Origin of the sequence: Mycolicibacterium aurum (genome assembly GCF_900637195.1) — a bacterium.
In the GTDB taxonomy this organism is placed as follows: Bacteria; Actinomycetota; Actinomycetes; order Mycobacteriales; family Mycobacteriaceae; genus Mycobacterium; species Mycobacterium aurum.
In genome coordinates, this window is record NZ_LR134356.1 from 5844224 (window position 1) to 5861778 (window position 17555).

Genomic DNA, 17555 nt, shown 5'->3' on the forward strand with positions numbered 1-17555 from the left:
CTCCTAGCCGATCACCGGGAAGCGCCGCTCGGCGGCCAGGCGGTCCACGCCCGCCTGCAGTGCGCCCTCGACCCTGTTGTGGATGGTGTCGTCGTCCCCTGCCGCGATCTCGTCCACCGAGATCGGATCCTGCACCTCGATCGCGATCTTGGTCGGCAGCGGTAGTCGCGGCACCATGTCGCTGACGGCGACTCCCCACGGCGGCGCAAGCAGGATCGGCACGCTCTTCAGTCGCGCGATCTTGTCGACTCTCAGCAGCCGGGCCAGCCACTGCCCGCGGTCCAGGAACAGGGCCGCCTCCTGGCCGCCGACGCTGGCAATGGGCACGATCGGGACGCCGGCCTCTCGCGCAAGCTTCACGTATCCCTTGCGACCGCCGAAGTCCACCTCGTGCCGCTTCCAGGACGGCCGGAACACTTCGTAGTCGCCACCGGGATAGACCAGCAGTGCGGCACCGGATTTGAGCGCCAGGGTGGCGTTGTCGTGGTTGGCGGCGACGGTGCCGAACTTGCGCAGCGAGCCCAGACCCGGCATGGACACCACCAGGTTGTGGGCCAGCTGGTAGAACGGCCGCTCGATGCCGAAGTACGAGCAGAACGCCAGCGTGAACACGAAGGTGTCGGGCGGGAGGTTGCCTCCGCTGTGGTTGCCGACCAGCAGTACCGGGCCCGTGGCCGGGATCCGGTCGAGGCCCCGGACGTCGGCCCGGAAGTACAGCGACGCCAGCAGCCACAGCCCGGGGAGCTGTTCCCGGATGTAGTCCGCATCGCGTTGGTCGAGGTCGGCCTTCGGGACGCGCGCGGCCACCTCGTGCTTGACCCGCTCGCGAGCATCGTCGATGAGCGCTTGCGCGAAGGGTAGTGGTCTGATCCCCGCCATGGGAGGGCTATTGACAGCGGCTGCCCTCGGCAAACCTGGCAGGCTGTCGGTTGATGACCGTTCCCCTGATCGACGACCCGCGCGACCTGTCCGCACTGCGCGCCATGGGCGCCGATGCCGACGAGCTGTTCACCGCGTTCGCGGCCTGGGCCGAGGCGGCCGGCACGCCGCTGTATCCCGCGCAGGAAGAGGCGCTGATCGAGCTGGTCAGCGGGGCGAACGTCATCCTGGCCACCCCGACGGGGTCGGGTAAATCGCTGGTGGCGACGGGCGCCCAGTTCGCGGCGCTGGCGGCGGGCCGGCGCAGCTACTACACCGCACCCATCAAGGCCCTGGTCAGTGAGAAGTTCTTCGCCCTGTGCGACGTGTTCGGCGCCGCCAATGTCGGCATGCTCACCGGGGACGCCGCAGTCAACGCGGGCGCACCGATCATCGCGTGCACCGCGGAGATCCTGGCGAACATCGCGCTGAGGGAGGGCGAGTCGGCAGACATCGGTTTGTGTGTGCTGGACGAGTTCCACTTCTACGGCGACCCCGACCGCGGCTGGGCGTGGCAGGTGCCGCTGCTCGAGCTGCCCCACGCGCAGTTCCTGTTGATGTCGGCGACGCTGGGCGACGTCACCTTTCTTCGCGACGACCTGTCCCGGCGCACCGGCAGACCCACGGCGCTGGTGGCCAACGCCGAGCGGCCCGTCCCGCTGTACTACTCGTACGCGTCCACCCCCATGCACGAAACCATCCAGGACCTCGTCGACACCAAGCAGTCCCCGATCTACGTCGTGCACTTCACCCAGGCCTCGGCGCTCGAGCGGGCGCAGGCGCTCATGAGCGTCAACGTCAGCTCCAAGGAGGAGAAGGCGGCGATCGCGGACATGATCGGCGCGTTCCGGTTCTCCACGGCATTCGGTTCGACGCTGTCCCGACTCGTCCGCCACGGCATCGGGGTGCACCACGCAGGCATGCTGCCCAAGTACCGGCGCCTGGTCGAACAGCTGGCCCAGGCGGGGCTGCTCAAGGTGATCTGCGGCACCGACACCCTGGGCGTGGGGATCAATGTCCCCATCCGGACCGTGGTGTTCTCGGCGCTGTCCAAGTACGACGGCGTGCGCACCCGGCTGCTACAGGCGCGGGAGTTCCATCAGATCGCCGGGCGGGCCGGGCGGGCCGGCTACGACACTGCGGGCACCGTCGTCGTGCAGGCACCCGATCACGAGGTGGAGAACCTCAAACAGTTCGCGAAGGTTGCCGACGATCCGAAGAAGCGCCGGAAGCTGGTGCGCCGCAAGGTGCCCGAGGGGATGGTGCCGTGGAGCGAGTCGACGATGACCAGATTGGTCGACGCGGTCCCGGAGCCGCTGACGAGCAACATGCGGGTGTCGACGGCGATGGTTCTCGACGTCGTCGACCGCCCCGGCGATCCGTTCGCGGCGATGCGCCGGCTGCTCACCGACAACCACGAGCCCCGCAAGCGCCAGCTCCGACTGATCCGCGAGGCCGTCGGCATCGCCCGGTCGCTGCTGCAGGCCGGGGTGGTGGAACGGCTCGCCGAGCCCGAACCCGACGGGCGGCGATACCGATTGACCGTGGACCTGCCGCACGATTTCGCGCTGAACCAACCCCTGTCGACGTTCGCGCTTGCGGCGATCGGTCTGCTCGATGCGTCCGCTGAGACCTATGCGCTGGACATCGTCTCGGTCATCGAGTCGACTCTGGAGGACACCCGGCAGATCCTGGCGGCACAGCTGAACAAAGCCAGGGGCGAGGCCGTGGCGCAGATGAAGGCCGACGGGATCGAGTACGACGAGCGCATGGAGCTGCTCGACGACGTCAGCTATCCCAAGCCGCTGGAGGAGCTGCTGGGACACGCGTTCGAGGTGTACGCGCAAAGCAATCCGTGGGCGGCCGACGCCAGGTTGTCGCCGAAGTCCGTCGTGCGGGAGATGTGGGAGCGGGCGTTCACGTTTCGGGAGTACGTCAGCGTCTACGGGCTCGTCCGCTCGGAGGGCGCGGTGCTGCGGTATCTGTCCGACGCGTTCAAGGCGTTGCGATCTGGGGTGCCCGCCGCAGCCAGGACAGAGGAACTGACAGACATCGTCGAATGGCTCGGCGAGCTTGTCCGGCAAGTGGATTCGAGCCTGCTCGACGAGTGGGAACAGCTGACCAGCCCTGATCAGCCGCTCGACGCACCCGTGTCGGTTCCGGCCCGGCCGCGTCCGCTGACCGGCAACGAACGGGCGTTCACGGCGATGGTGCGCAACGCCCTGTTCCGGCGGGTGGAGTTGTTCGCCCGCGACCGTTGGGACGAGCTCGCGGCGCTGGACGGCCGGTCCGGCTGGACCGCGCAGCGCTGGCAGGAGGTCGGGGACGCGTACTTCGCCGAGCACGACGACGTGGGGACTGGCGCCGACGCACGGGGACCCGCCCTGCTGATCATCGACCGGCAACCCGAGGTGTGGCGGGTCCGGCAGATTCTCGACGACCCTGCGGGCGACCACGACTGGGGATTCGAGGTGGAGGTGGATCTCGCCGCCTCCGACGAGGAGGGGGCGGCGGTGCTGCACGTGGTGGACGCCGGTCGCATGGACTGACGCCGAGGGGGTACAACGTTGATCATGAATGCACCGGTCACCCCCGAAGCCGAGCATGCGGTCGCCGACATCGCCCAGCGCCACGGGCTGTCGCGGGAGGCCGTGCTGGCGATGTTGTTCGCGCTCCGGGCCGGCGGCGGCACCATGGCCCAGTTCGACATTCCTGAGCTCGGCGGGTCCGGTCAGTGGATGCGCGGCGGGATGACGATGGTGGGGAACATGTTCGACAATGCGCTCAAGGCCCGCGTCGACGCCGTGTGCAACGAGCTGGCGCAGCTGTGCGCGACGACGACGGTGTTTCCCACCGCGTCCGCCGGCGGCGGGTCCGGCGCGGGCGGTACCTGGTGGCCGTCGGACCTCGGCGTGCCGAGCTCAACCGGCGGGCAGAACGACACCCGCTACGCCGTCTTCCCGGGCGCCCGACGGCTGGCCCTCCACATGAACGGGGTCACAAGGGTTTTCGATACGGGCGAGCACCGGATTGGCGGCGTGCAACAGCAACAGGGCGGCCCTTCCGGCTCGGTCACCTTCACCAGCCAACTGGGCACCTTCGGCGTCTCGAGCCTGCGCGAGATCGGCGACGAGGCGCCGGCCACCGCTCCCCCAGCAGCGGCACCCGCGCCCCCGCCTCCCGCTGCCCCTGCGCCTGCTTCCGCGCCCGCTTCCGGCAACACGGCCGACATCATCGCGGCCATCGAGTCGCTGGCCGGCCTCCACGCGCGCGGAATCCTGTCCGACGAGGAGTTCACGGCCAAGAAGACAGAGCTGCTCGGCCGGCTCTGAGCGACGGTGTGACGGCGCTCTCTGTCCGCAAAATCACACGTCAGCGGTTTGATTTACCTGGATGTAACACGGACCATGGAGTAGTCCGGCCGATGGGCGATCCTCACTCGCGCCGGACCCCAAACCACAGAAACACCCCCGGGATCCGGGGAATCAACAAGGAGTGCCCGACCATGTCTTTCGCGAAGAACCGCGCTGCTCGCCAGATCGCTCGAGATCGGCGACGCCTCTACGCGCGGATCGCGACGATGCCCCACTCGACGGTCCGCGAAGAGCTGATCGCCGTGGCGCAGCGGTACGAGCACGGCGAGCACTAGCCCCAGGCACCACCTGTCGGCGCATCTATCTGTTAGATGCTGCACGCCAATAGCATTCGTCTCTGACAAGTTCGCGCGCTCGCGTTGGGTTATCCCCAATGCGGAGTTCATCCACAGATCGACGCGGCGACGTGGCAGGGCGTTGGATGCGCGCCTAGATTCGAAAGTGTGTTCGACGAACTTCTGGCCGCTGTTGCGGGGGCGCGTACCCCGGGATCGGGAGTCCGTGCGTGTGCCCGGCTGGAGAATGCGGCCTGCTCTGCGCGGTTAACGCATATGGCCGACATGCTCGCCGCCGCCTACGCGGTATCGGGATCGGCCCATCGTGAGCAGTGGCGCGTCGACAATTGGAGCGCGGTGTGCGCCCAGATCGGCGCTGCCCACGCGGTGACCAGCGGGGTGGTCAACGGGCTGCTGATGGATGCGGTCACGCTGCGTGAACGGCTACCCAGGGTGGGCGCGGTCTTCGCCGAGGGCTTGATCGCGTATCGGCTTGTCCATCTGATCTGCGCGCGCACGATGTTGGTCACGGACCCAGAGGCCTTGCGGGCCGTGGATAACGAACTGGCGGACCAGCTGCGCCAGTGGGGTGCGAAGTCGATGGACCAGGCCGAGCGTGACATCGACACCCTGGTGCTGTGCCACGACCCCGATGCGGTACGCCGCACCGAGTCCAGCAACCGCGGCGCCTACGTCGAGGTGAACGCCGCGCACGCCACCGGAACCGCATATGTGTCAGCGACGGTGTCGCTGACCGACGGTGAGGCGTTCGACCGCCGCGCTGATGCGCTGGCGCGCACGGTATGTGCACGCGATCCCCGCACCCTCGACCAGCGCCGCGGCGCTGCGTTGGGGGCCATGGGATTCGGCTGGGACCGGCTGCCGTGCATGTGCGAGAACGACGACTGCGACGCCGCCGCCAAACCTCCGGTAGGTGGCGTGGTTGTCCACGTTGTCGTGCGCCAGGACACCCTCGACGCGGGCGAACCCGACGGGCCAAGCAATCCTGGCGGCCCAAGCGACCCCGACGGCATTCCGCAGAACCCTTCTGATCCACAACACACCGGCGTTCCCGGTGGCGGTCCGGAGGGCGCAGAGGATTCCCAGGGCCGCCCGGAGACCGCTGACAACGTCGACGGCCATGCCGACGGTACTCCTGATCCGGCAGGCGCTCACCGTCTGGAGCCCGAAACCACCTCCACCACAACCGAACCGACCGCCGATCAGCAGCCTTGCCCGGCCGCCGCCAGCCTGACAGCCCAACGCCGCGCCCTCGTCGGTGACAACCCGCCGCTGCTGCCCAAACCCTGGTACTCCTACACCTTGCGGGGGCTGCTGGCCGCGCTCACGGACGGACCAGGGCAGTTCAGCACCGCCGGCCCCGCCGCCATCCTCGGCGGCGCGGTCATCCCGGCTCCAGTGGCAGCGCAACTCGCGATGCACGCCACCATCCGGCCGCTCATCCACCCCGGACAGGCCCCACCCGAACCGCGATACCGGCCGTCGCGCACGCTCGCAGAGTTCATCCGCTGCCGCGATCAGACATGCCGCTTTCCCGGCTGCACACGACCAGCCACGATCACCGACATCGACCACACGATTCCATACCCGTACGGGCCCACCTGTGCATCGAATCTGGTCTGCCTGTGCCGAGAACACCACCTGCTCAAAACATTCTGGCCCGGCTGGTCCACCCAGCAGTTCCCCGACGGAACCCTCGTCTGGACCGACCCCGAGGGCCAGCGCTGCACCACCTATCCCGGCAGCCGCCTGCTGTTCCCCGAACTCTGCGCACCCACCGCCGCCGTCGTGAATCCACGGCGCCCACCGCCCAAACACACCGCAGGCCTCACCATGCCGAAGCGGACCATCACCCGCGCAGACGCACGCAGACAGCGCATCGACGACGAACGACGACTCAATGCCGCTTAGGGCATTGCACCTGGCGCTAGCCGCGGTACAGCGCGACCTGCTCGGCGTACTGATCGAGCAGGCGCAGCGAGTGGTCCAACGGCTTGGTCGGCAACAGCAGATTCAGCTGGCCGAAACCGAGATCCTCAGCGGCACTCCAGTAATCGGCGTCGACCGGCGCACCGAACATGGACAGCGGCACCTGATGGCTCGCGCCGTCGCGGATCTGGTCGATCCGCCGCTGCAGCCTGTCCACGGGAAGCGGGTTGGAGATCCAGCCCGCCCCGTGGCGGATGACGCGCTTGACGGTGGCGTCCGAGTCACCGCCGATGAGGATCGGCGGGTGCGGTTTCTGGACCGGCTTCGGGCGCGAGTAGGACGCGTCGAAATCGACGTACTTGCCGTGGTATTCCGCGGGTTCGCTGGTCCACAGCGCCTTGATGGCCTCGATGCGCTCGTCCAGTAGTGCCCCGCGCGTCTTGGGGTCGGTGCCGTGATGGCGCAGCTCTTCGATGTTCCAGCCGGCCCCCACACCGAACACGAAGCGGCCGTTGGAGATCAGGTCGATGCTGGCCGCCTCTTTGGCCGTGATGATCGGATCGCGCTGAATGAGCAGCGCGATACCGGTGACCAGTTGGATGGTGGAGGTCACGGCGGCCGCCGCAGCCAGCGTGACGAACGGGTCGAGCGTGCGGTAGTAGATCGACGGCAGCTTCCCTCCGAGCGGGTACGCCGACTCCCGGCTGGCCGGGATGTGGGTGTGCTCGGCGACCGCGAGCGCATCGAATCCCCGCTCCTCGATGGCACGAGCCAACGACACCGTGTCGATGGTCTCGTCGTTGACGAACGTGGAGATACCGAATTTCATGTGCGGCCCTTCGTCTCAGTGCTCAGGCGCCGGCAACACGCGCCGAGACAAGGCTATTCCCCTAGACCGGCGCCACCCGCCCCGACCACGGCATCGCCTGCTCCAGTTGCGCAGCCAGCTTGACGAGCAGTGACTCACCGCCGAGCGGTGCGACGAACTGGACCCCCAGGGGCAAGCCCTCCGGCGTCCAGTGCAGTGGCAACGAGATTGCCGGGCGCCCAGTGAGATTCGCCAACTGGGTGTAGGGCACCCAGTTCAGGTTCTTGTCCACCATGTCGTCGACGATCTTCGTGTACTTCAGGAACCGGGCCGTGCGGGTCTTCAGCAGTGCGTCGGCCGCGCGGGCCAGCGCCACCGGTAGGTCGAATTCGCCGATGGTCGGCGGCGGAGTGGCCAGCGTGGGGGTCAACAGCAGGTCGTAGGACTCGAAGAACGTGCTGAGACGCCGGGTGTGCGCGTGCCGGCGTTCCACGGCATCCACATAGTCGACGCTGCTCGTGGCGCGACCGAGCGCCGCCATGATCAACGTGTCCCGCTCGAACGACTCGTCCCCCGCACCGCTCACCCGTTTGGCTTCGGCCACCTCCCATGCCGCGACGACGAACCAGGTCAGCAGGAAGTCGCGCGCGAGTTCGGCGTCGTCGTACGGCGCCGCAGGCAGTTCCTCGACGTGGTGGCCCAGGTCGGTCAACGCGCGCACGGTCGCCCCCACCGCGGCGTAGGCCTCGCGGTGGGGCTTCGGCGTGATCGCCGACGGCACCCGCACGCCGATGCGCAGCGCGCCCGGGTTCTGCCCGACGCACGACGCCAGCGACGCCGGCGGCATGGCGGGCAGGTAGGGCCCGAACGGTTCCCCACCGCTGATCGCGTCCAGCATTGCCGCGGTGTCACGCACGGTCCGCGACACCACACCCTGCACGGCGGAGCCGTGCATGGCCTCGCCGGCCAATGGACCCGAAGGCGTCAGACCGCGGCCGGGTTTCAGGCCCACCAGCCCGCAGCACGCCGCGGGGATCCGGATGGACCCGCCACCGTCGTTGGCGCCCGCGCACGGGACGATCCCGGCCGCGACGGCCGCGGCCGACCCTCCCGACGAGCCGCCTGGGGTCCGGTTGACGTCCCACGGGTTTCGTGCCGGGCCCCACGCGAGGGACTCGGTCACCCCTTTCGCGCCGAACTCAGGGGTGTTGGTCTTTCCGAAGATGACGAGCCCTGCGTCGATCCAGCGCTGCACCACCGTGGCGTGCTCGGCCGCCGGGGTCGACATCAAGGACCGCGAGCCGGCCGACGTGGGCAGCCCCGCGTAGTCCTGCGCAAGGTCCTTGATCAGGAACGGCACCCCGGCGAAGGGGCCCCGCAGCTGGTCTGTCGGGGCCGCGGGAACGTCGCGCACGATCGCGTTGATCCGCGGATTGACCGCGGCGGCCCGCGCACGGGCCAGCGTCAGCAACTCCGCCGCGGACACCTCTCCGTCGGCCACCAGCTTCGCCAGCGCGGTGGCGTCGTGTGCGCGGTACTCCTCGAAGTCCATGGCCCGACCGTACGGCCTCAGCCCTTCGGTGGGAACGCAACCGGATAGGGCTCCGCGAAGTCGGCCGACCTGCCGACGGCAGCCCACTTGCGGTCCTCGGCCAGCAGCTGCTCGTCCTGACGTATCGACCCCTCCACGGCGTTGACCCCGATCGGTAGGTGGTAGGGCACCTCGGGACGCCGCGACAGGCGCACGAGGATCTCGGCGGCGCGGGACGGATCTCCCGCAGAGACCGCGGGGCTGGTGCGGATGGTCGTCATCGCTCCGACGGTGCCCGCGTAGCGGTCCGGGACGTCGCCGATCTCCATCGACGCCCCCGCCCAGTCCGTGGCGAACCCGCTCGGTTCGACGACCAGAACGGTGATGCCGAACGGCGCCGTCTCCGTCTGTAGCACTCGCGAGAAGCCGTCGATGGCGAATTTCGCCGCCTGATACGAGGCGATGCCCGCAGACCCGCCGACCCGGCCACCCATGGACGAGAACTGGATGATCAGGCCCCCGCCCTGCTCGCGCAGCACGGGGATGGCGGCCTTCGAGACGTGGTACACGCCCCAGAAGTTCGTCTCGAACTGGGCGCGGAAGTCGGTGTCGTCACCGGTCTCGATCGGCGCGACGTTGGCATACCCGGCGTTGTTCACGACCACGTCGACGCGCCCGAAGTGTTCCCGGGCCGTGGCGATCGACGTGACTGCCGCGCCGGCGTCGGTGACATCGAGCGCCAGCGGCAGCACCCGATCGCCGTACTCGGTCACCAGATCGGCCAGCTGCTCGGGGCGCCGGGCGGTGGCGGCGACGCGGTCTCCCGCCGCCAGCGCAGCGCGCACCAGAGCGCGACCGAAGCCGCGCGACGACCCGGTGACGAACCACACCATGCTCATGATCTCCTCCTCAGCTCGCGACGGTGCGCGCGTGCGCAGCCGTGTATCGATCGCCCCGGATCTGTCCGGGTGCCTCCGTGGTGGCCACCTTTACTATCTGAGAGTTTGACTATCATTTAAGCTGAACGCGTCGGGTCGAGGTTTTCTTCCACGCCCGGCCCCGAACTTCGAGGGAGTGTCCGATGCGCCGCGACGCCGCCGTCAACCGTCGACGGCTCCTGACCGCCGCCGAAGCGGTGTTCGCCGAGCGCGGGCCTGCAGCCACCCTCGACGATGTCGCCGCCGCCGCAGAGGTGGGCCCCGCCACCCTGTATCGACATTTCGCGAACAAAGAGGAGCTGGTGCAGGAGGTGCTCCGTAGCTTCTTCCAACGCCTCATCGACGTCGCGGGCCGCGCGGCCGACGCACCGGCTGCGGACGGACTTGAGGCATTTCTGAGCACCGTGGGCGTGGAACTGGCCGAAAAGAGCGGACTTTCGGCTCCGGTGTGGGGCGAGCTGGCACCGGTGTCACTGGTGACCGAGCTGCGCGACCTCTCCACCGAACTGCTCACGCGCGCACAGCGTGCCGGTGCCGTGCGTCAGGACGTGACCCCCGATGACATCGCTGCCGCGGTCTGGGCGCTGCGCGGCGTCATCCAATCTGAGCGCATCGATCCGGCCCGCCGCGGTCAGCAACTGTGGCGGCGGCACCTGGACATCATTCTGCGAGGCTTGCGAGCCGGGTGAAGCGGCCTCACCGTCACCGCGTCACGAAGCTGACATCCCGTGAGAGGTCATTGCGCGGCGTCTAACATCGCCAGATCCCGGTGCATGCACACGATCCCGGCGACGGGCGCGGAGTACCGGCCTGTCCGGCAGGAACTTTCGTGACGAATGCCGGCGGTGCACGATCTCTTCGAACTGACTTGCCCGTGTCATGTCGTATCTCTTCCTCAGACGGCGGCGCCGCCGCCGTCGACATGCAGGGTGGTGCCCGTGATGAAGCTCGCTCGCGGCGAGGCCAGGAAGAGCACCGCGTCGGCGATCTCGCGAGGATCCGCGGTGCGCCCCAGGGGCAGTGCCCGGCCGAGTTCCTCGTTCACCTCGCCCCATTCGGCCGCGACGCCCTCGGTGGCCGTCGGACCGGGCGCGACGTTGTTGACCCGCACTCCGTGCGGGCCGAACTCTGCCGCCCAGGTGCGGGTGAGCGATTCCACCGCGGCCTTGGAGGAGCTGTAGGTGGAGGCGCCTGCCACCCCCTTGCCCGCAACCATGGAGGTCACGTTGACGATCGCGCCGCGTCTCCGTGCGATCATGCCCGGTGCCAGCGCGGCCACCAGGAAGTAGACGCCGCGCACGTTGGTGGCGAAGGTCCGCTCGAAGGATTCGACGTCCTGGTCGACGGTCATCGCGCCGGGAAAACTCGCCGCGTTGTTGACCAGAATGTCGATCACGCCCTGGTGTGCCAGCTGGTCCACGGAGTGGCGATCAGCCATGTCGGCCGCCACGAACCGGACTCGCGCGCCGAGTTCGGCAGCCGCGTCGGCGCCCTTCTCCGGGTCGCGGCCCGTGATGATGACCGAGGCGCCCGCCTCGGCGAGCGCTCGCGCCGATGCCAGTCCGATGCCGGCGGTGCCACCCGTCACCAGCGCGGTCCGGCCCGTCAGTTCCAGGTCACCCATGCGTCATCCCTCTCACAGTCCGTCGTGCCGTCTTCGACGATCGCATCGACGACGCGGCCCGTGACCCCGTGAAACCCGTGGTCTGCGGCCGCGGTTCACCGGCTACGGAGTCCACGGCCCGATACGGTCATGTCGTGCAGCCGTCCGATCACCCACGCGGAAACCCAGAAGAGCCGGATTACCGGTTCACGCTGGCCAACGAGAGAACGTTTCTCGCCTGGATCCGGACATCACTGGCGCTGATCGCCGGCGGCGTGGCAGTGGTGCAGTTTCTTCCCGCCTTCGGCATTGCCGGCGTACGACACGCGCTGAGCGTCGTCCTCACCGCCGGTGGCGGTGTCCTGGCGGTACTCGCCGTCAACCGCTGGCGACGAGTGCAGACCGCGATGCGGCACGGAGAGGATCTGCCTCCGACACACGTGCCTGCCGTGCTGGGTGTGGGCATCTTCGTCATCACCGTCGCGGTACTGGTCGTGCTGTTCGTCTGGCCGCCGGGAGGCCCGTGACGTGCGGGATGACAATCAGAGCAAGCCTGGCCTGCAGGCGGAGCGTACGTCGCTGTCCTGGGAACGCAGTGCGTTCGGGTTCCTCGTCGGTGGCGCCCTCATCCTGCTCCGCCCCCATGGTGCCCTGGAATTGGGCCGGACCGCGCTCGCCTCTCTCGCCGGAGCGCTCGCGCTGCTCGTCCTCGCCCTCGGTTACCTCAGATCGCGCCGGCTCCTCGGCGGCGCGCGCGGCACACCACCAGCCGGCGTCGAGGTGAGCCTATTGGGTTACGGCACGGCACTTTTCGCTCTGTCGATCATCGTTGTGCTGGTGTTCTCCCGCTGACTGGTTATGGTTGCGCGATGAGCCTCGTCACCTATGAGTGCGACGATCACATCGCGACCATCACGCTCAACCGCCCCGAGGCGCGCAACGCCATCAACGGCGCGGTCCGTCAGGAGCTCAACGCCGCGTGGGAACGTTTCCGCGACGAGGAGGACGCGTGGGTCGGCATCCTGACCGCCACCGGTGACGTCTTCTGCGCCGGCGGCGACCTCAAAGACGGAGAGGGTTCGGTCGGCACCTTCGCAGGCACGTTCTGGGAGAAGCCGACCATCAACTCGTTCGAAAGCGGTATGGAGCTGTTCAAGCCGACCATCGCCGCCGTGCACGGGCCGTGCATCGGTTACGGGCTCACCGGAATCCTGTTCTGCGACTTCGTCATCGCCTCCCACCAGGCGACGTTCTCGTTCCCGGAAGTGCGGCTGGGGCTTGCGACCATCGTCGGCGCGATCCGGCTTCCGGAACGGGTTCGGTGGGCCGACGCCATGGAGATCTTGCTGACCGGCAAGCCGATGACCGCTGAGCGCGCCAAGGAGATCGGCCTGGTCTGGCGGCTGGTCGACGCCGACTCGCTGCAGGCGGAAGCGCACGCGTGGGCGCGCACCCTGACCGAGGCCGCACCGCTGGCCCAGCGGGCCACCAAAGAGGTCGCGATGCGCACGGCGAACATGGGGTGGATCGAGTCGGTCAGGTTCGGGGAGACGATGCGAAAGGTCGCGGCAGCCACCGAAGATGTCGCGGAAGGCATTCAGGCGTGGCGGGACAAACGCCGGCCACAGTGGCGGGGCCGCTAGGATGGACGCACACCGTGGGTTCAGGTCGATGCCCGGCAAGCACGTCCTGCGGAGAACACATGACTTTCCACCGCGTTGCTCTTCATTCGGAGGGCTCGGGAGTCCAGACCGACGATCCTGAACTCCTCCAGAAATACCTTGACCACACCTACTCCGCCCACTTCGCGGTCGAAGCCCCCGCGTCGCACGGGGCATGCTCGTGGGAGCACTCGCGCACAGATGCCGGCGGCTACGCGATCGAGGAGATGCGACACAGCGGCGAGGTGCTCCTCCGGTCCGACCACGTGCCGTCGGTGGTCGCGCTGAGAACCGTCACGGGCCGGGTCGAATGCGAGTACGGCGGGATCTCCGGGGTGGCGGGACCCGGGGAATGGGTGCTTGCGTCCACCGGCGCCGACGGAGTGCGCATCCGCCTTCTCGATGCCGTGGTGCGCTCCATCGTGCTGGACCGTTCGCTGGTGGCCGAGGCGGCGGCTGACCGCGCCACAACGTCGGTCCCGGTCATCCGGTTCACGGGCCGCATGCCGATCGATGCCGCCATGGCCGACACGCTCGATGCCACCGAACGATTCCTGCACCGGCTGCTGACCACAGCGCCGATGTCACAAGCCGCTCTGGTCCTGGGTGCAGCAGGCCGGATGGTCGCGAGTGCGGTGCTGGCGACCTTCCCGAACGATCTGCCGGCCGCGGCCGTCGATCCGCGAGATGAGCATCCGGCCCTGCTCCTGCAGGCGATGGACTTCATCGAGCGCAATGCGGCGCACGACATCGGCGTCGGCGACGTCGCCGCCGCCGTCTACCTCACGCCGCGCACCGTGCAGTACATGTTCCGCAACCATCTCGGCACCACGCCGACGACCTATCTTCGCGAGGTCCGGCTCGCGCACGCGCGTGAGGAACTGCTCGCCGGCGACCGGCGGATGACCACGGTGGCCGCGGTCGCCGCGCGCTGGAAATTCGCGCACACCGGGCGGTTCGCCGTGCTGTACCGAGACACCTACGGGGAAAGCCCTCACGAGACGTTGCGGCGATGAGTTGCGAGCGGCGTCAGTCCGACGCGCTGCGGCCCGCCATGGTGGTGTAGTCCTCCTGCACGGTGTCACCATGCTGGTTGGTGATGCGGCTTCTGATCGTCAGGACATCCGCACCGAAGGCCTGGCGGAGCGAGTCGAGGCGGATGTGGCAGTACAGCGTGTCTCCGGCCCTGATCGGGCGAAGGAACCTCAGCCCCTGTTCTGACTGCACCACCTTCTCCTCGGTGATCGGAATGCCCGCATGCGCGAAGAACGCCATCTGGGCCTTCAGCCCGAAGATCGCGATGAAGGTGAGCGGCGCCACGATGGCGTCGTGCCCGAGGGCGGCGGCTGCCTCCTCGTCGAAGTAGGCGTCGTCCTCGTTCTTGACCGCCGCCGCGTACTGGCGGATCTGTTCTCGACCGACGACAAAACAATCGGGATAGGTGTAGGTCATGCCAACAATGTCCGGCGATAGGGCCACCAGGAGCATGTGCCCGGCAATCACCCGTCCAAACGGCACGCGCGGAGGAACTCCCGTCAGCGGCGGTCGCGCAGAGCCGCCGCCCGCAGCGTCAGATGGTTGCGCTCGGCGACCGTGGACGCCCGTGCGGCGGCGTCGACGTAGAGCGTGACGGCGGTGTCGATGTCACCGGCACGCTCGTGCAGGTAGGCAGACGACGCCGTATGGCGAGGCAGGTCGGGATCGAGTTCGGCCAGGGCCGCGAGCCCGGCATGCGGTCCGTCGGCCTCGCCCACGGCGACGGCACGGTTGAGCCGTACCACCGGGCTGTTCGTCAGCCGGACCAGCTCGTCGTACCACTCGACGATCTGCACCCAGTCCGTCTCTTCCACGGACTGGGCGTCGGCGTGCAGCGCCGCGATGGCCGCCTGCGCCTGGTACTCGCCGAGTCGGTCACGGGCCAACGCGGCCTGCAGCACGGCCACGCCCTCGGTGATCAGCTCGCGCCGCCACAGGTCGCGATCCTGCTCGGCGAGCGGGACCAGGCTGCCGTCGGCACGCGTCCGGGCCGGCTGCCGGGCGTGGTGCAGCAGAAACAGTGCGAGCAGTCCGGCGACCTCAGGGGCGTCGGTCGCCGCCGCGAGCTGACGGGCCAGCCGGATCGCCTCCGAGGCCAGGTCGACATCGCCGCCGTATCCCTCGTTGAACACCAGGTACAGCACCTTCAGCACCGTGCGCAGGTCACCCGGCCGACCCGGTCGAACCTCGCCGACGACTCGCTTGGCACGGCTGATCCGCTGGGCCATCGTCGTCTCGGGCACCAGGTAGGCCTGGGCGATCTGCCGGGTCGTGAGCCCGCCCACCGCCCTCAGGGTGAGCGCCACCGCCGAGGACGGGCTCAGCCGGGGATGCGCGCACAGGAAGTAGAGCGCCAGCGTGTCGTCGGCGGACTCGGTCAGCCCCGGCGGCGGCTCCCGGCTGAACTCCTGCTCACGACGCCGCCGTGCGGTGTCCGATCGCGTGAGGTCGATGAAGCGGCGCCACGCCGCCGTGACCAGCCACGCCCTCGGGTCGTCCGGGCGGCGGTCCGGCCACGTCTCGACAGCGCGGATCAGGGCGTCCTGCACGGCGTCCTCGGCGGTCGCGAAATCCGCTCCCCTGTGGACGAGGGCCGCGAGCACCCCCGGGATCAGCGCCCGCAGCTCGTGGTCGTCCACTCTGCCCATCCCGGCACCCGTCGTCACTCGGTAACGGTCGTCGGCGCACCCATGAACGGCCGCACCTCCAGCCATTCGTGGATCGGCCGGCCACCGGCGCCCGGCGCTGCCGACAATTCTCCGGCCAACTCGACGGCGCGCGTGTAGGAATCCACGTCCACGATCATGAAGCCGGCAATCAGATCTTTGGTCTCGGCGAACGGGCCGTCGGTCACCGGGGGCTTCCCGTCACCGTCGTACCGGACCCAGGCGCCGTCGGCGGCCAGTGCCTGGCTGTCGACGTATTCGCCGCTGGCTCGCAGGCGGTCCGCGAAGTCCTCCATGTACTGGATGTGCGCCTCGATCTCGGCGGTCGTCCATCTGTCCATCGGGACGCTGTTCACAGCTTCCGGCGCGCCGCGGTAGTGCTTGAGGAACAGGTACTTCGCCATCAGGTTCTCCCTTCGGTACGTGACCCGTGTTGGTCACTTACCCCTGGGACGGAGCCGCGACTCCATTCTCGACATCCGGCGTACCGGGCAGCTGACGGGCCAAACCCGCCGTGGCGAATTCGTTATCGAGGTTTGTCCCATTTGCCACTTGGGTAACTCTAGTCACAGCGACGGGACGCCGGCGCACTCCACATCCGAAGAAAGAGTCGAATGGATCATTTGAATGAATACCGTCCTTTACTTCAGCGCCAGCGGCACCATCTATGAAACTCGGGCCTACACCAAGGCCGACATCGACCGCCTGATCCAGGACCAGGGTCTGTACTGCCTGACCAGCGACGACCGGCAGTTCGATTTCTGGTTCAGCCCCTCGGCACGCAACTGCCAGCGCCGCGTCAATCGAGCCGCGACCGAGCTTCTCCTGGCAACAACACAATTGAATGCGAAGTCGGTGCCTCTGCTGCGCGGCGCCGTCGTCATCGCGACCCACGATTCCGACGGCGACCTCGATGGACTGAGCTGGCAGCAGCTGGACGAACTGGTCCGGCACAGTCGCTCGCTGTCCAAGCGCGACGACCGGGTGCTCAACCGCCGCATCCTGCGCGAGGACCACGCCCGCAAGGCCGCCGCCGCGCCGGTGGCCCCCGCGCCGGTCAGCTGCGCGCGACCGCGAGTGGCCGCGCACCGCTGACCGTCGGGCTCAGGCGGGACTGAACAGCCGAGGCTCCAGCCAGGCTCCGTCCCTGAACCGCTGACCCGCCTTCGCGGCCGCCAGCACCGCCAGGTCCGCCAGCGGTTCCAGCACGACCACCAGCATGTACGCAGCACCGAATGTGGCCACGCTGGTGAAGGTTTCGACGGTGAGACCCTGCCCGTAGATCGCCCAGAACGCCACCCACGACACGATCCCGGCCTGATAGGTGACGGAGAGAGTCAGGGCCTGGCGGTACTTCAGGTTCACGTAGGCGGTCTGCGGGGCAATGGTCTTGTGTGCCACGTACTGCAATGCGAACAGCGGTACCAAGAGCGTCGTGACGTTCATGCCGTACTGGGGCAGATCGAACGGCGCGACGAGCAGGCCCTGGATCAACAGACCGAGGGCCAGACCGAATGCGGTCGGCGCCACCCCGAACAGCAGGAACAGCGTCGACCCGAGGATGAGGTGAACCTCGGAGACGCCCACCGGGAAGTGCGGGAAGATCTCGAAGAAGGCGAAGACCAACGCCGTGGTGACCCCGGTGCCGACGATCAGCGACCCGGCGCCGCGCTCCCTGAGGTGCTTCCACGCCGCGGTCAGCGCGTAAGCGCCTGCGCCACCCGCGGTTGCATAGCTCAGCGCGATCTTCGCGCCGTCGACGAGTCCTGGTTCGATGTGCATGCCGAATTCCGTT

Annotated in this window: 19 protein-coding genes; 10 read left to right on the forward strand and 9 right to left on the reverse strand. The window is 68.4% G+C overall.

Features of this window, described 5'->3' with window-relative positions; translation table 11 throughout:
• Positions 1-3 precede the first annotated feature (3 nt).
• On the reverse strand, positions 4-879 hold the full coding sequence (locus EL337_RS27770) for a lysophospholipid acyltransferase family protein (protein WP_048635461.1): 876 nt from the start codon (positions 877-879) through the stop codon (positions 4-6).
• Between the two features lie 53 nt (positions 880-932).
• On the opposite strand from EL337_RS27770, the gene EL337_RS27775 reads away from it, so the two are divergent.
• The 4 genes from EL337_RS27775 to EL337_RS29135 all read left to right on the forward strand — a co-directional run bounded on the left by EL337_RS27775 (position 933) and on the right by EL337_RS29135 (position 6499).
• Entirely contained in the window at positions 933-3467 is a 2535-nt protein-coding gene (locus EL337_RS27775) for a DEAD/DEAH box helicase (RefSeq protein ID WP_048635462.1), read from the forward strand.
• Positions 3468-3491: 24 nt separating this feature from the next.
• Complete coding sequence (locus EL337_RS27780; protein ID WP_048635463.1) at positions 3492-4250, forward strand: SHOCT domain-containing protein; 759 nt, start codon at positions 3492-3494, stop codon at positions 4248-4250.
• A 173-nt stretch (positions 4251-4423) separates the two neighbouring features.
• Positions 4424-4567: a hypothetical protein gene (locus tag EL337_RS28855; RefSeq protein WP_170216943.1), complete on the forward strand. Its 144-nt coding sequence runs from the start codon at positions 4424-4426 to the stop codon at positions 4565-4567.
• 168 nt (positions 4568-4735) lie between these two features.
• Complete coding sequence (locus EL337_RS29135; RefSeq protein WP_235666605.1) at positions 4736-6499, forward strand: HNH endonuclease signature motif containing protein; 1764 nt, start codon at positions 4736-4738, stop codon at positions 6497-6499.
• Between the two features lie 16 nt (positions 6500-6515).
• Here EL337_RS29135 and EL337_RS27795 read toward each other — a convergent pair whose 3' ends face one another.
• The 3 genes from EL337_RS27795 to EL337_RS27805 form a co-directional block, all read right to left on the reverse strand.
• On the reverse strand, positions 6516-7346 hold the full coding sequence (locus tag EL337_RS27795; RefSeq protein WP_048631393.1) for an LLM class F420-dependent oxidoreductase: 831 nt from the start codon (positions 7344-7346) through the stop codon (positions 6516-6518).
• Positions 7347-7407: 61 nt separating this feature from the next.
• Positions 7408-8877 carry an amidase gene (locus EL337_RS27800; RefSeq protein ID WP_048631394.1) on the reverse strand — a complete coding sequence of 490 codons (1470 nt, stop codon included), beginning with the start codon at positions 8875-8877 and terminating at the stop codon, positions 7408-7410.
• A 17-nt stretch (positions 8878-8894) separates the two neighbouring features.
• Positions 8895-9755 (reverse strand): SDR family NAD(P)-dependent oxidoreductase, encoded by an 861-nt coding sequence (locus EL337_RS27805; protein ID WP_048631395.1) that lies wholly within the window; start codon positions 9753-9755, stop codon positions 8895-8897.
• A 182-nt stretch (positions 9756-9937) separates the two neighbouring features.
• Here EL337_RS27805 and EL337_RS27810 point away from each other — a divergent pair, with 182 nt between their 5' ends.
• Positions 9938-10483, forward strand: coding sequence for a TetR/AcrR family transcriptional regulator (locus EL337_RS27810; RefSeq protein WP_048631396.1), 546 nt, complete (start codon positions 9938-9940; stop codon positions 10481-10483).
• A 206-nt stretch (positions 10484-10689) separates the two neighbouring features.
• On the opposite strand, the gene EL337_RS27815 is transcribed toward EL337_RS27810, so the two are convergent.
• Complete coding sequence (locus EL337_RS27815) at positions 10690-11418, reverse strand: SDR family NAD(P)-dependent oxidoreductase (protein WP_197724155.1); 729 nt, start codon at positions 11416-11418, stop codon at positions 10690-10692.
• A gap of 134 nt (positions 11419-11552) precedes the next feature.
• Between EL337_RS27815 and EL337_RS27820 the strand changes: the two genes are divergently transcribed.
• From EL337_RS27820 to EL337_RS27835, 4 genes are read left to right on the forward strand one after another with little or no spacing between them, the layout of a single operon-like run.
• Positions 11553-11924, forward strand: coding sequence for a YidH family protein (locus EL337_RS27820; protein ID WP_048631563.1), 372 nt, complete (start codon positions 11553-11555; stop codon positions 11922-11924).
• Between the two features lies 1 nt (position 11925).
• Complete coding sequence (locus EL337_RS27825) at positions 11926-12249, forward strand: DUF202 domain-containing protein (RefSeq protein ID WP_048631397.1); 324 nt, start codon at positions 11926-11928, stop codon at positions 12247-12249.
• Positions 12250-12266: 17 nt separating this feature from the next.
• The gene (locus EL337_RS27830) at positions 12267-13040 is read left to right on the forward strand and encodes an enoyl-CoA hydratase/isomerase family protein (protein WP_048631398.1); all 774 of its coding nucleotides are present in this window, start codon (positions 12267-12269) and stop codon (positions 13038-13040) included.
• A 59-nt stretch (positions 13041-13099) separates the two neighbouring features.
• Positions 13100-14074, forward strand: a complete 975-nt coding sequence (locus EL337_RS27835) for a helix-turn-helix transcriptional regulator (protein WP_053086823.1) — start codon at positions 13100-13102, stop codon at positions 14072-14074.
• Between the two features lie 13 nt (positions 14075-14087).
• Here EL337_RS27835 and hadA read toward each other — a convergent pair whose 3' ends face one another.
• Genes hadA through EL337_RS27850 form a run of 3 tightly spaced genes read right to left on the reverse strand, consistent with a single transcriptional unit; the run spans position 14088 to position 16164 of the window.
• Entirely contained in the window at positions 14088-14537 is a 450-nt protein-coding gene (gene hadA, locus EL337_RS27840) for a (3R)-hydroxyacyl-ACP dehydratase subunit HadA (protein ID WP_048631565.1), read from the reverse strand.
• Between the two features lie 56 nt (positions 14538-14593).
• Positions 14594-15742 (reverse strand): RNA polymerase sigma factor, encoded by a 1149-nt coding sequence (locus tag EL337_RS27845; protein ID WP_048631566.1) that lies wholly within the window; start codon positions 15740-15742, stop codon positions 14594-14596.
• A gap of 14 nt (positions 15743-15756) precedes the next feature.
• Positions 15757-16164: a YciI family protein gene (locus EL337_RS27850; RefSeq protein ID WP_048631399.1), complete on the reverse strand. Its 408-nt coding sequence runs from the start codon at positions 16162-16164 to the stop codon at positions 15757-15759.
• Positions 16165-16387: 223 nt separating this feature from the next.
• Between EL337_RS27850 and EL337_RS27855 the strand changes: the two genes are divergently transcribed.
• Positions 16388-16855, forward strand: a complete 468-nt coding sequence (locus tag EL337_RS27855; protein WP_048631400.1) for a hypothetical protein — start codon at positions 16388-16390, stop codon at positions 16853-16855.
• Between the two features lie 9 nt (positions 16856-16864).
• Here EL337_RS27855 and EL337_RS27860 read toward each other — a convergent pair whose 3' ends face one another.
• Positions 16865-17542 (reverse strand): energy-coupling factor ABC transporter permease, encoded by a 678-nt coding sequence (locus EL337_RS27860; RefSeq protein ID WP_048631401.1) that lies wholly within the window; start codon positions 17540-17542, stop codon positions 16865-16867.
• Positions 17543-17555 lie beyond the last annotated feature (13 nt).